The organism is Neorhizobium sp. USDA 3394 (assembly GCF_056280385.1).
Genome location: NZ_JBWCDU010000002.1, coordinates 1421130 through 1433607, shown reverse-complemented (window position 1 = coordinate 1433607; position 12478 = coordinate 1421130). Strand labels below are relative to the sequence as shown.

General features: G+C 61.6%; 13 protein-coding genes. 6 read left to right on the top strand and 7 right to left on the bottom strand.

The window, feature by feature from the left end:
• Window positions 1-78: 78 nt before the first annotated feature.
• From ACZ9EJ_RS28410 to ACZ9EJ_RS28390, 5 genes are read right to left on the bottom strand one after another with little or no spacing between them, the layout of a single operon-like run.
• A complete protein-coding gene (locus ACZ9EJ_RS28410; protein WP_052754000.1) occupies window positions 79-876 on the bottom strand; it encodes an alpha/beta fold hydrolase in 798 nt (265 codons plus the stop codon).
• A 4-nt stretch (window positions 877-880) separates the two neighbouring features.
• Window positions 881-1726: a carbohydrate ABC transporter permease gene (locus tag ACZ9EJ_RS28405; protein ID WP_052753999.1), complete on the bottom strand. Its 846-nt coding sequence runs from the start codon at window positions 1724-1726 to the stop codon at window positions 881-883.
• A 1-nt stretch (window position 1727) separates the two neighbouring features.
• Window positions 1728-2672, bottom strand: a complete 945-nt coding sequence (locus ACZ9EJ_RS28400) for a carbohydrate ABC transporter permease (RefSeq protein WP_476100280.1) — start codon at window positions 2670-2672, stop codon at window positions 1728-1730.
• Window positions 2673-2689: 17 nt separating this feature from the next.
• The gene (locus ACZ9EJ_RS28395) at window positions 2690-3994 is read right to left on the bottom strand and encodes an extracellular solute-binding protein (protein WP_046627444.1); all 1305 of its coding nucleotides are present in this window, start codon (window positions 3992-3994) and stop codon (window positions 2690-2692) included.
• Window positions 3995-4033: 39 nt separating this feature from the next.
• Window positions 4034-5119 carry an ABC transporter ATP-binding protein gene (locus ACZ9EJ_RS28390; RefSeq protein WP_046639865.1) on the bottom strand — a complete coding sequence of 362 codons (1086 nt, stop codon included), beginning with the start codon at window positions 5117-5119 and terminating at the stop codon, window positions 4034-4036.
• Between the two features lie 320 nt (window positions 5120-5439).
• Between ACZ9EJ_RS28390 and ACZ9EJ_RS28385 the strand changes: the two genes are divergently transcribed.
• From ACZ9EJ_RS28385 to ACZ9EJ_RS28360, 6 genes are read left to right on the top strand one after another with little or no spacing between them, the layout of a single operon-like run.
• Window positions 5440-6216, top strand: a complete 777-nt coding sequence (locus ACZ9EJ_RS28385) for an SDR family oxidoreductase (protein ID WP_046627732.1) — start codon at window positions 5440-5442, stop codon at window positions 6214-6216.
• 5 nt (window positions 6217-6221) lie between these two features.
• Window positions 6222-7352, top strand: coding sequence for a pyridoxal phosphate-dependent aminotransferase (locus ACZ9EJ_RS28380; RefSeq protein WP_046639866.1), 1131 nt, complete (start codon window positions 6222-6224; stop codon window positions 7350-7352).
• Window positions 7353-7396: 44 nt separating this feature from the next.
• Entirely contained in the window at window positions 7397-8275 is an 879-nt protein-coding gene (locus tag ACZ9EJ_RS28375; protein WP_046627439.1) for an alpha/beta fold hydrolase, read from the top strand.
• A 4-nt stretch (window positions 8276-8279) separates the two neighbouring features.
• Complete coding sequence (locus ACZ9EJ_RS28370) at window positions 8280-9539, top strand: hydantoinase/carbamoylase family amidase (RefSeq protein ID WP_046639867.1); 1260 nt, start codon at window positions 8280-8282, stop codon at window positions 9537-9539.
• Window positions 9536-10465, top strand: coding sequence for a hypothetical protein (locus tag ACZ9EJ_RS28365; protein WP_046639868.1), 930 nt, complete (start codon window positions 9536-9538; stop codon window positions 10463-10465). The genes ACZ9EJ_RS28370 and ACZ9EJ_RS28365 overlap by 4 nt, the downstream gene beginning before the upstream one ends.
• Window position 10466: 1 nt before the next feature.
• A complete protein-coding gene (locus ACZ9EJ_RS28360; protein ID WP_046639869.1) occupies window positions 10467-11411 on the top strand; it encodes a nucleoside hydrolase in 945 nt (314 codons plus the stop codon).
• A 50-nt stretch (window positions 11412-11461) separates the two neighbouring features.
• On the opposite strand, the gene ACZ9EJ_RS28355 is transcribed toward ACZ9EJ_RS28360, so the two are convergent.
• Together ACZ9EJ_RS28355 and ACZ9EJ_RS28350 are read right to left on the bottom strand one after the other, a co-directional pair.
• Window positions 11462-11872: a hypothetical protein gene (locus ACZ9EJ_RS28355; RefSeq protein ID WP_046639870.1), complete on the bottom strand. Its 411-nt coding sequence runs from the start codon at window positions 11870-11872 to the stop codon at window positions 11462-11464.
• Entirely contained in the window at window positions 11869-12444 is a 576-nt protein-coding gene (locus ACZ9EJ_RS28350; protein ID WP_251090573.1) for a hypothetical protein, read from the bottom strand. Before ACZ9EJ_RS28350 ends, ACZ9EJ_RS28355 begins: the two co-directional genes overlap by 4 nt.
• Window positions 12445-12478 lie beyond the last annotated feature (34 nt).

Sequence of the window (12478 nt, the reverse complement as noted above, 5' to 3'; positions counted from 1 at the left end):
CCGGCGTTGCTGGTGACCGGTCGGGCTTTGGTGGCGCGCATATACGTTCATTTCTCTGCTGCATTCAATATCATATAATCAGTATACCAAGCAGGCGATGCAACTTCTGATCTTGTCCACAATCATCGTCGGCGCCTCTACCATGGGAAAGTGGCCGGAATCGTAGGTGGCGATCGTGGTTTGGGCGAAACAAGGCATGGGCTCGGGATGCGCCAGACGCGCCACGTAAGGTGAATTCAGCAGCATTTTCGGACAGGTTACCAGGGGCCAGCGATCTTCGGCATTCCAGAAGAACAGGTCGTCCTTGATATCCAGCGCGAAGTCGCCCGGTGCCGCGGCCAGCATGCCCTCGGTGATCCGGGCTCGCATGGCCTCCTCGGTGGTCGGATGAACGATCATATCGACCATGGCCCGCATCCGGCCTGGATAATCCAGCTGGAAATCCTCGTGCCGACGCCGGATCTCGTCATCAGGCACACGTCCGTAATAGTCCCGGTCGGACAGCGTATCGAGACCGATCACTGCGGCCACTCTCTGCGGTGCGGCAATCGCCGTCTCCGTGGAGATGGGGCCGCCCATGGAGTGACCGACCAGGATGGCGCCCGAGATGTCGAGATGATCGAGGACATGCGCGACCGCAGCGCCCATGGCCGCGATTGTCTGCCCGCTTGCAGGCGGCGGTGCTGTGCCACCGAAACCGGGATGTGAAAGTACAAGGACCCGGAAATTGCGGGCGAGTTCGGGTCCGATGATATCCCAGTGATCGGCGCTGCCGCACCAGCCATGGATCAGCACCAGCCAATCTCCTGCGGCGCCGAGCGTACGATAGCCGATCTGGCCGCCGAAAGGCGCGTCCAGGAGAAGGAGATCGCTCATCTGCTCAGCCCTTTATCCCGCTGGTGGCCATGCCCTGGGTGAAGTACTTCTGGAGCACCAGGAAGAGCAGGATGAGCGGCACCGTGGCGACCGTCGCTCCGGCGAATGTCTCGCCCCAGTTCGGCAGCTGGGTCGGCGAACCCTGCTGGGCGATCGCCACCTGGATGATCTGGCGCGCAGGATCCTGGACGATGACCAGAGGCCACAGGAAGCTGTTCCAGCAGAACAGGAATGTGATGAGCCCGAGCGTCACCATCGGTACTTTGACGTTTGGCAGGACGATGGAAAAGAAGATGCGCACATGTCCGGCACCGTCGATGCGCGCCGCATCCTCCAGCTCTGTCGGCAGTTCCTCGAAGGCCTGTTTCAGCAGAAAGAGACCGAAGGGGCTGGCGATCCAGGGGATCATGATCCCGACCAGACTGTTGGAGAGGCCGAGCCCGGAAACCACCTGGTAGAGGGGCACCATCATCGCTTCGATCGGCAGAAGGAAGGTCAGAAGGATCAGCATGAAGACGACGTTGGCGCCAGGAAACTTGATGCGCGTCAGCGCATAGGCGGCCATCGAGCACAGCAGCAGCGTGAACGCGACCTGACCGATCGCGACGATCGCCGTGTTCAACAGAGCTCTCAGGATATTCGTGCGCTCGAACAGCGACACATAGTTTTCGATCGTCGCGCCGACCGGCACGAAGGCGCGCCAGGAGAGCGGCGTCACGTCGCCAAACACGGTGAACTGGTTCTTGAGCGACGACGCCACGACCCAGGCATAGGGCGCCAGGAAACAGGCGATGATCAACAGGATGATCACGAGAGTAAGCGCGGTGCGGCGGATGCGGGTCGTTGTCATGTCAGTAGTTCCAACGCGATCGCAGGAGAGCCATCTGGACCATCGAGATGGCGAGGACGACGAGCAGCAGCACGACCGAAAGCGCCGAGGCATAACCGGCCTGCTGCATGATGAAGGCGGTATTGTAGATGTGGTAGACGATCAGGTTCGTCGCCTCTTGTGGTCCGCCCTGGGTCATCAGGAAGGCGGGCGCGAAGGCTTGCAGCGAAAACACGGTCATGATCACCACGACGAACAGCGTGGTCCGCGACAGGAGCGGTATGGTGATGTTCCACAGCACCTGCCACCGCGTGGCGCCATCGATGCGCGCCGCCTCGCCCAGTTCGGAAGGCACGCCCTGGAGGCCGGCCAGAAACAGGATCGCCCCGAACCCGACCTGTTGCCACAGCGTCATGGCGATCAGCGACGGCAGTGCCTGGGTGGTGCTGGTCAGAAACGGTTGCCGGGCGATGCCGACAATATCCAGCGCGCCGTTGATCAATCCGTTCGACGGGTCGAGCAGGAAGGACCACATCGTCGCGATCACCACCGAGGATGTGACGACCGGCAGCATGATCATGGTGCGCACCAGGCCGCGCGCCGGAAGTTTCGAATTGAGGAAGAGGGCAATCGCGAAGGCGATCGGGATGACGAAAACCACTACGCCGAAAGCGAAGAGGAAGGTGATGCCGAAACTTCTCCCGGCATCGTCGTATTCGATCATGTCGGCGAAGTTGCGCAGGCCGACAAATTTCTCCGCCGCCGGGTTGAGCAGCGAATAATCGTAGAAGCTGTTTCTCGCCATCACCAGCAGCGGAACGTACTGGAAGATCAGCAGCAGCAGCATGAAAGGCGCGAGAAAGCCGACAGCGACCAGACGCTCCTGCTTTTGCCGCCGGGTGGCGGCCTTGCGTGGCCGGGTCTTTGCACCCGCCGAAACGGTAAGGGCCTGTTCGCCTGTCGACATTCTCGCGTCCATTGTCATTATCGGTCGAGGATACGCTGAACCTTCTTTTCAGCGTCCGCCATCAGTTCTGCCGGATTGCCACCGAAGGCAACGCCGCGAAGAGCCTCGCTGACAATCTTGTCATACTGGGCGAATTTCGGGCCCGGCGGGCGCGGCTGGCCCCAGGACTGCAGCTGATCGACGAACACCTTCATCGGATATTTATTGTAGACATCGAAGCGGGAGAACAGGCTCTTCAATGTCGGCAGATTGCCGCGCTGGCTGACGTTCATATAGGCATATTCGCCCCATGACATATCGACTACGAACTTTGCGGCGATCTCGGGATGTTTGGAGCGGGCGGTCGCACCGAACGTGGTCGAGCCCGTATGCACGACCGGCGTCTTGAAATACGGCAGCGGCGTGATACCCCATTCGATCTTCGGATCCTTGATCAGCGCGTTGCCGGCCGCCGGAGTGTCGATGTAGAAGCAGGCCTTGGCGTCGAAGAAGGCATTCGGAATGCCGACCTTCGGCGCAACACCTTCGGCATTGAACATCGACTGGTAGAATTTCAGCGCTTCGACGGCTTCCGGCGTATTGAGATAGCCTTCAGCCGTCTTGCCGTCCGGCGCGAACGCCCAAAAGGTCTTGTAGGCGCTGCTGGTCGGGGCTGCCTTCGGGTCGCCGGCGGAGCGCTGGTAGATCAGGTCCTGATAGACGAGACCCGGCTGCCCGTTGCCGAAGCGGGTCGGGCCGAGGCCCCAGACCGTGGCGGCACCTGCCGGACCCTGTTGGCACTTCTTGAAGGCTTCGAGCGCCTGGGGCCATGTCCATGCCTCGGCAAGCGTCTGCGGCGGCTTCACGCCTGCGGCTTCGACCAGCTTCTTGTTGTAGTACATGGCAACGGTGGTCTGCTCGATGCCTGGCGAATAAACCTCGCCATTGTAGCTGTGCTCGGCCTTGGTGGCCGGCAGGATGTCGTCATCCCAGCCCTTCGGCAGGTATTTGGTGATCGGCAGCAGGATGCCGGCAGCCGCGTAGGACTGGGTGTTCGGGCCGTCATAAACGATGATATCAGGCGGATTGGAGCTGGCTGCCTGAACCGAAATCGTGTCCGCGAGCTGCGGGAACGGGACTTCGTTGACGTCGAACTTGACGCAAGGGTTTTCCTTCTGCCACGCTTCCATCGGCTTGGGATAGGGGTAGTTGCCAGGCGTGCGCAGGATGCGCAGCGTCACGGTTTCGCCGGTGCAGGCAGGCGTGCTTTGCGCGTTGGCGCCGGTCGCACCCAACGCCGTGGCGCCGAGCAGACTGGCAAAAACGATAGAATAGATCTTCATCAGCCGTTCTCCTTCTGGTGTTTTAACGGACAGCGTCTTTCAGATGGCGCCGCCGGTATCGGGGTCGAAAAGCGACATGCGGTCTTGGGCGATGCGGAGCGGCTGCTGACCTCCTTCGGGGAGCGCGTGCTGCGGCGCAAGCATGGCTGCGCAGGGCACGCCGGCAAGGGTGAAGTGAACCAGCGTGGTGGGTCCGAGCAGTTCGGCCATATCGACGGGAACCGAAAAATCCGGCTCGCCGTCGCCGGCCAGGAAGTGTTCCGGCCTCAGACCCACTTCGACCGTCTTGCCCACATAGGCAAGGAGAGCATCGCGCCGGTCGGCTGGCGACGGCAGGGTGGTATTGTTGAGTTTCAGCACCGGCGCCCCGCCGTCCAGGGCAACCTGCGCCGGGAGGAAGTTCATCGAGGGGCTACCGATGAACCCGGCCACGAAGCGGGTGGCGGGACGTTCATAGAGTTCCTGCGGGGTGCCCTGCTGCTCGATCTTGCCGTTGTTCAGCACCACGACGCGATCGGCGAGCGTCATCGCCTCGACCTGGTCGTGGGTCACGTAAACGGTTGTCGCCTTCAGGCGCTTGTGCAGCCGGCGGATTTCCGTGCGCATCTGTCCGCGCAGCTTGGCGTCCAGATTGGAAAGCGGTTCGTCGAATAGGAAGACTGCCGGATCACGAACCATGGCGCGCCCCATGGCAACACGCTGCCGCTGGCCGCCGGAAAGCTGCTTCGGCCGCCGGTTCAGCAGCGCGGAGATCTCCAGCACCTTGGCGGCTTCCTCGACCTTGCGGCGTATTTCCGCTTTGTCCACTTTGGCGAGTCGCAGGCCGAAACTCATGTTCTGGGCGACGGTCATATGCGGATAGAGCGCGTAGTTCTGGAAAACCATGGCGATGTCGCGCTCGCGCGGATCGAGCTCGTCAACCCGACGCTCGCCGATCCAGATCTCGCCGCTGCTGACCTCTTCCAGGCCGGCAATCATGCGCAGCGTCGTGGACTTGCCGCAGCCCGAGGGGCCGACAAGCACCACGAATTCACCGCTGCGAATATGCAGGTCAAGTCCATCGATCGTGGTTGCCGAAGCACTCTCGTAGGTCTTGCCCACCTTTTTAAGCTGAACGTCTGCCATGCCGGCTTTGAGGCCTTTTGCTCTTGAAAATTCCAGAGACCTGCTGGTCCTGCCATCCGGACATTAAGGGACGGAACATGTATTCGTGCAATAGATAAATGTATACGTATATTACTTTTTTGTCGCGCAGCCTGCTTCGCCTATTTATTGGGCTGATTGCCTTCTCATTTTGCCTATATTGACGGCATATTGGAATAAGATAGCCATTAAACCCTCTTTATCAGGTGGAAAATTTCAGGCCTTGGCAAAAAATCCATGGACAGAGCGCAGAAATGGCGTATGCAAAAAAGATAAATATGTATTCAGAACAGGAGACGCAGGTGGAACTGAATCTTGCCGGCAAAACGGCCCTCATCACCGGAGCATCCCAAGGCATCGGCTACGCGATCGCGAAGGTTCTGGCCGCTGAAGGATGTCACCTCCACCTGGCCGCCCGCAACGGCGCAGCCATGCAGGCCCTTAAGAAGGAACTCGCCCAGTATCCGGTCAACGTTACCGTGCACGAGGCGGATCTGAGCACGACCGAAGCAATGGTCGCACTCGACAAGGCCTGTGGCGACTATGATATCCTGATCAACAACGCGGGTGATATCCCCGCCGGTTCGATCGAGGACGTCACCGACGAGGCCATCCGCCGTGGTTTCGATCTCAAGGTCTTCGGCTACATTACCCTTTCGCGCGAATTCTGGAAGCGCCGCAAGGGTCGCGACGGCGTCATCATCAACGTCATCGGCAATTCCGGCGAAAACTGGGATGCCGCCTATTTTGCCGGCTCGACCGGTAACGCAGCGCTGATGAGCTTCACCAAGGCACTCGGCGGCCGCAGTCTCGATCAGGGCATCCGCGTCATCGGCGTCAATCCCGGGCCGGTCGATACCGCGCGGATGTTCAAGATCATGAAGCGCAAGGCGATCGACATGCTCGGTGATGAGAGCCGTTGGAAAGAACTCTACGACAAGTATCCGGGCAAGCGCCCGGCTACGGCCGAGGAAGTCGCCGATCTCTGCGCCTTCCTCGCCTCGCCCAAGGCCGGTTATATCACCGGCACGGTCGTCACCATCGACGGCGGTATCGCGGCGCGTGGTTCGGTGATCTGACGATCATGAGCGACGCCCGCATTCGAAACCGCTATTTCGACGACTTGTTCTCCACGCCGGACCTGGCGTGGATGGGGCAGAACACCAACCACATCCCCGCGCATCCCGCTGTTCGCGAGGCCATGATCCGCTCGGTCGAGGCAGGTGAATTCAATGCCTACGCGCCGCCGATGGGTTTTGAGGCGCTTCGAGCCGGGATTGTCGCCGATCTCGGCGTCCTGTCGGCAGAGGCGCTGGTGACGGAAGGCGGCGTCAATGCGCTGGCGATGATCTGCAAGGCGCGCGCCAGGCCCGGCACGACACTGGTGACGACGGACCCGACCTGGAAATGGCCGTGCATGTTTGCCGAACAGGCCGGCGCCGAAGTCATCCAGATTCCGATCTATGACCCTGCGACCAAATACAAGCTGACCCCGGATGCCCTGCGGGCTGCCGTCGATGAGCGTTGCGCGCTGATCTACATCGTCGATCCCAACAATCCGCTCGGCATCCGCTACGACCGCGAGGAAATCGAGGCCTTTGCCGAGATCGCCCGTTCGGTCGGCGCCTTGATGATCCACGACTGCACCTACCGCGATTTCGCCGACGGCCACACGCCTGTCCTGCAGGTCGCGCCGGAAGGTACGGTCGTTTCGCTGAGTTTCTCCAAGTGGCTGGGGCTCGCCGGCATGCGCATCGGCGCGCTCGTCGCATCCCCCGCGCTGGTCGACGAGTTTTCGTCCGCCTCGACCTCCGTTCTCGGTGCATCTGTCGTCGCCCAACGCGCCGCGATGGCCGGGCTTTCGGTCAAAACCGAATGGATGAAGGACGTACGGACTATCGACAGGGCGAACAAGGCGATGATCGTCGCGGCCGCGGAAGCTGCCGGCATCACAGTGCCGGTCCAGCCGTCGCACGGCAATTTCCTCGTGCTGGAAACGGCGGCCACCGGCGTTTCGCCCGAAGCGATCGTCGAGGCGGCCCGCCGCGAAGGCGTCATGATCCGGCAGGGTCGGTACCACACGGCGCGTTTCGGCGACCGGTTCATCAAGGTCTCGACCTCGGTGCCATCAGCCTGGGCCGAACGCTTCTGCGAAGGCCTGCCCGGCTATATCGCGACCGCGCGCACACTGAACGACGTGCCGGCCCTCTTCTAGGGCCGGTCTCTTGACCCAGCAGCATATACGGGAGTAGCCGGTTCATGTTCGTGACCAGCAAGGATGGCATCAAGCTCTATTACGAAACGGCAGGCGAGACCGGAACGCCGATCCTGTTCATCCACGAGTTCGGCGGCAATTACGACGCCTGGGAACCGCAGATGAGCTTTTTTCCCCGGCGCAACCGCTGCATCACCTATGCGGCCCGCGGTTATGCTCCGTCCGATATCCCGGCGGATGTCGAACAGTATTCGCAGGCGCTGGCGGCAGAAGATGCCCTGGCCGTGCTCGACGGTCTCGGCATCGAGAAGGCCCATATCGTCGGCCTGTCGATGGGCGGTTTTGCGACGCTGCATTTCGGCCTGCGCTTCCCTGAGCGGGCGCTATCGCTGACGGTTGCCGGTGCCGGTTACGGTACGGAGCGCGCCACGGCCGATTATTTCCGCAATACGTCGCTGAAGGTCGCCGATAATTTCGAAAAGGATCCGGTCGGTTTCTCGAAGATCTATTCGCTCGGCGCAAGCCGCGTGCAGTTCCAGAACAAGGATCCGCGCGGCTGGGCAGCTTTCGCGGAGCGGCTGTCGCGGCACTCCGCCGTTGGCGCGGCCAACACCATGCGCGGCGTACAGTGCCGCCGGCCATCTTTCTGGGACCTGGAAGACGAACTGAAGAAGATGATGGTTCCGACCCTGATCATGTCCGGCGACGAGGACGATCATTGCCTCCAGCCGAGCATCTTCCTGAAGAAGACGCTTCCCGCCAGCGGCCTCGCGATCCTGCCGAAGACCGGGCATACGCTCAATCTCGAGGAACCCGCCCTGTTCAACACGCTGGTATCCGATTTTATCGGCCAGGTGGAAGCGGGCGCCTGGAAAGTGCGCGATCCGCGCGCCGATCCGGGACAGGTGATGCGGACGGAATAGCGCAATGACCGGCGTGGCCTCGATATCCCCGGAGCGGCTGTGGTCGCGGCTCATGGAACTCGGCAGAGATGGCGCCCTGCCCGAGAAGGGCGTCAATCGCCAGGCCCTGTCGGCCGAGGAAATTCTCAGCTGGCGCCGCATCATCGCATGGAGCGCCGAGGCAGGCTTGAAACCCTCCACGGACGCGGCCGGAAACCTTTTTCTGACACTCGACGGCAAGTTTCCCCACCTGTCGCCCGTCGTCGCCGGCAGTCATATCGACAGTCAGCCGACGGGCGGTCTTTTTGATGGGGCATTCGGCACGCTGGCGGCGCTCGAAGCCGTAACGGCTATAGCCGAGGCAGGCATGATACCGGAGCGGCCCATCACGGTTGTCGCATGGATGAATGAAGAGGGCAGCCGGTTTGCGCCTGGAATGATGGGGTCCGAGCTTTTCGCCGGCAAGCGAACGATGGATGAGGTCATGGCGGTCAAGGACGCCGCCGGTATCACCGTGGCCGAGGCACTGGCCGCCGTGCATGCCGCCTTTCCGGATATAGAGCATCGGCCGCTCGGGTTTCCCGTCCACGCCTATATCGAACCGCATATCGAACAGGCGGACGTGCTCGAACGCGCCGGTGCGGTAATCGGCGTCGTTTCCGGCATTCAGGGCAAGAAGACCTACGAGATCATCATATCCGGACGTGAAGCGCATGCCGGCACCGAGGCGATGGAGCGCCGCCAGGACGCGTTGCAGGCGTTTGTGCGCATGGCGCTGCGCATGCAGCAGGACATGGCGGTCGATGACGTGGTGAAATTCACTATCGGCCGGCTGGAAATCCAACCCAACGCGCCGTCGGTCGTGCCTTCCAGCGCAGTCTTCCGCATCGATCTCCGGCATCCGGACAATGCTGTGCTCGACCGGCTCGGCCTGCGCCTGGAGGCGATCGCTGCCGAGGAGGCGCATCCCTGCAGCTTCCATATCAAACGCCTGGTCGATGCCCCCTCGAACACGTTTGACGAGGGGCTTCGGGCAGCGATACGCCGTTCCGCCGGCCGCCATGGCTATTGGGCGCTCGATTTGCTTTCGGCGGCAGGGCATGATGCCCGGCAGATGGCGCCGCTTGCTCCGAGTGCGATGATTTTCATCCCCTGTCGCGCCGGTCTCAGCCATCATCCCGACGAGTGGGCTGAACCGGAACACGTCGCAGCCGGTGCGGCCGTTCTTCTCGATCTGCTACTGGAGCAGACAGGTCTTTCGCAGAAATATGGAGATGCATCATGAGCACCGTCAACGACATGGCCGAAATGCCGGTTCAGCTGCCTCGCAATCCAGCCAATGCTGCCGAGGCGCGCAGCCGCTATTTCAACTCCGGCAATGCCTTCAACATCAAGCTTCCGCCGGTGCCGGGCAAGATCTTCACCGACGAACCGACCAGCGCTTTCGCGCTCGAAAAGACCGGGTTCATCAACTGCGATCTGTCCGCGGAAATGCAGTGCCCCTTTCCGGCGACGACCCCGTTGATGCTGGCCCGCTATGCGGTGATCAAGTCCGGCGAAGTCCTCGATACGACGCTCACCAATACCGCGTCGATCTGGTACGTCATCAAGGGTAAGGCCGCTCTCGCCGTCGGTGACGAAAAGGCTTTATTGGGCAAGGCAGATGTCTTCCTTCTTCCCGGCGGGGTGCCTTCTGCCATCACTGCGAGCCAGGACAGCATCTTCTGGCTGGTGGGCAATGATCCGCAGCTGATGTTCGATGCTTCGGCGCCGATCGTCGGCGAGGGCGCTGCCGTCAGCTTCGTGCATTACCCGGCAGGCGAGATCAGCCATCAGCTCGACGTGGTTTATGGGACCAACGCCAATGCCAGCACATCCGGCCATGCGCTGATCTTTTCGGCTGAAAAGACGGAAGCAAGCCGCAATATCGCAACCACGATGACCCTGTCGCTGAACACGCTGAAGCCGCGGAGTTTCCAGCCGCCGCACAAGCACAACTCCGCCGCGATCACGCTGGTGGTCAACGGCGATCCGGCCTATTCGATGGTGGCGGATGCCAAATGCGCGTGGTCGCCATGGGCGACGCTGGTGACACCTCCGGCTGCCAAGCATAGCCACCACAATGATGGAGATACCCGGGCCGAATTCCTGATCGTCCAGGACGGCGGTTTCCACTATCATGCCCGCACGATGGGTTTCGAGTTCTACTGATATGCGGCTGATCATAGACACCGATACGGCGGGAGACGACACCTATTCGCTCCTGCTTGCCATGCGCACCCCCGGCTCGACGCTGGAGGCGGTGACTATCTGCGTCGGCAACGTGCCCTTCGACCAGCAGGTTGAAAACGCTCTGGCGACCATCGAGGTGGCCGGTTTCTCTGGAAAGGTGCCGGTCTATCTCGGCGCCCGCCGCCCCATGGTGAAGCCCTGGGAAGCATCCACCATGCACGGCAACGATGGAATGAGCGGTGCTAACCTGCCGATCGCCCGTCAGCGGCCGGAAACCATGCATGCGGTCGATGCCATCATCGAACGGGTGATGGCAGAGCCGGGCGAGATTGATATCCTGGCCCAGGCGCCGCTCACCAATATCGCCCTGGCGGTCATGAAGGAGCCGCGGATCGCCAAGGCGGTGCGCCACCTCTGGATCATGGGCGGCACCGACAATGCGGTCGGCAATATCACGCCCTGCGCCGAATACAATTTCTTCATCGATCCGGAAGCCGCCCGTATCGTCTTCGACGCGGGTTTCGATATCACGCTGTCCACCTGGACGTTGACCATGCGTTCCGGGCTTCTGGAGGGCGACCAGCTGGACGAGATCTTCGCGATGCAGACGCCTCTTTCGGAATTCTACCGGAAGGTTTCTGCGGTGCCGCGCGAGACTGCGGAAGCGCGCTACGGCCGGCCGGTCAGCACCCATCCGGATTCGCTGACCTGCGCCTGCGCTCTCGACCCGGATCTGATCGAATCCTCGCGCGAGGCCGTGGTGCGCATCGAGACGTCGGGTGAAATCACCCGCGGTTTTTCCGCCATCCACCCGCCGAAGCTCGGCACCCGCTGGCCGGAGTTCAAGGTCAACGCACGCGTCATCGAAAAGGCGTCGACCGACGGTTTTCTCAAGATGATGAAGCAGGCATTCGCCGAAGACTGAGGTTTCGGCGGGAGCGATCCCGCCGATGCGTTTCGATGTTGCCGCAGGGCTCAGGCCGCCGGCGCCAATGCGCCATAGAGTGCGTCGGCATCGGCAGCCGTGGCATCCGATCGGATGGTGACGATCGGCGGCATGTCCTTGCCGACCTTCCTGAAGCAGGCCGCCATCGCATCCAGCCAGACGCCTTGCTGCGGCAGGTCTTCCACGGCGGCGATCACTACGTCATAGCCGTTCTTGCGGTAATCGATAAGGTCGCCTACGGAAACCTCGATCAGCCTTTCGCAGCTTTCCGGTTTTGCCACATGCGGCGGCATCTTCATGATGCCCCAGCCGCGCTCCACCAGCGCATCCATGAAGCCGCTCGGCGGTGCTTGTTGTCTGCCGTAAAGTGCCGAGCCGGGATTGACGACGAAATCGGCGATGACCGCAATGCGGCGACCTCTCAGGTCTTCCCGGATCACGCTGCATTCTCCGTGCCTTCGGTCAGAAACTCGTCGAGCTCGAGCATTGCCTTCTGGAGATCGAAATCCTGCGCATCCATCGCGACGCCCGTCGCGCGCGGGAATGCAAGGCCGCGTTCCTCGAACTCGAATTTCAGCTCTTCCATCCAGATGCCCATGCCGGGTCGGCGATCGCTCCCGCCGTGGACGGCGCCCTCCGGTCGGCCACCCCAGGATGCCTTGGTGCTGGTGAGACGGACGCCGCTTGACGGACTGCCGTCCAGGCCGACGATGACGACGTCGTAGCCGGCGTCCTGATGCATGATCACGAGATCCACGACGCTTTTTGCCAGGTTGCGGCAATGGCGCCGGTAACCAGGTGTGTCGTACTGTTCTCGGGATGCCCACCACCGGACGGCACCCATATGGCTCATCTCCGGGCAGGGCAGTTGTTGCAGCTCGAATCCGTTCTTGACCAGCCGCTCGACCAAGGGAGAAAAAACGCCGGCGCATTTTGCGAACTCACTGACCTTGGCATTCTGGTTCATGAGACAGTGCGCCACATAGGCTACTCGTCTTGGTTCATCCTGCATGATGTGCTTCTCCCGATGTCTTGATCTGCCCGAT

Coding starts and splice junctions, on each gene's coding strand:
- ACZ9EJ_RS28360 (WP_046639869.1), top strand. CDS start 10,467: ATGCGGCTGATCATAGACACCGATACGGCGGGAGACGACACCTATTCG.
- ACZ9EJ_RS28400 (WP_476100280.1), bottom strand. CDS start 2,672: ATGTCGACAGGCGAACAGGCCCTTACCGTTTCGGCGGGTGCAAAGACC.
- ACZ9EJ_RS28365 (WP_046639868.1), top strand. CDS start 9,536: ATGAGCACCGTCAACGACATGGCCGAAATGCCGGTTCAGCTGCCTCGC.
- ACZ9EJ_RS28380 (WP_046639866.1), top strand. CDS start 6,222: ATGAGCGACGCCCGCATTCGAAACCGCTATTTCGACGACTTGTTCTCC.
- ACZ9EJ_RS28410 (WP_052754000.1), bottom strand. CDS start 876: ATGAGCGATCTCCTTCTCCTGGACGCGCCTTTCGGCGGCCAGATCGGC.
- ACZ9EJ_RS28350 (WP_251090573.1), bottom strand. CDS start 12,444: ATGCAGGATGAACCAAGACGAGTAGCCTATGTGGCGCACTGTCTCATG.
- ACZ9EJ_RS28405 (WP_052753999.1), bottom strand. CDS start 1,726: ATGACAACGACCCGCATCCGCCGCACCGCGCTTACTCTCGTGATCATC.
- ACZ9EJ_RS28370 (WP_046639867.1), top strand. CDS start 8,280: ATGACCGGCGTGGCCTCGATATCCCCGGAGCGGCTGTGGTCGCGGCTC.
- ACZ9EJ_RS28395 (WP_046627444.1), bottom strand. CDS start 3,994: ATGAAGATCTATTCTATCGTTTTTGCCAGTCTGCTCGGCGCCACGGCG.
- ACZ9EJ_RS28390 (WP_046639865.1), bottom strand. CDS start 5,119: ATGGCAGACGTTCAGCTTAAAAAGGTGGGCAAGACCTACGAGAGTGCT.
- ACZ9EJ_RS28375 (WP_046627439.1), top strand. CDS start 7,397: ATGTTCGTGACCAGCAAGGATGGCATCAAGCTCTATTACGAAACGGCA.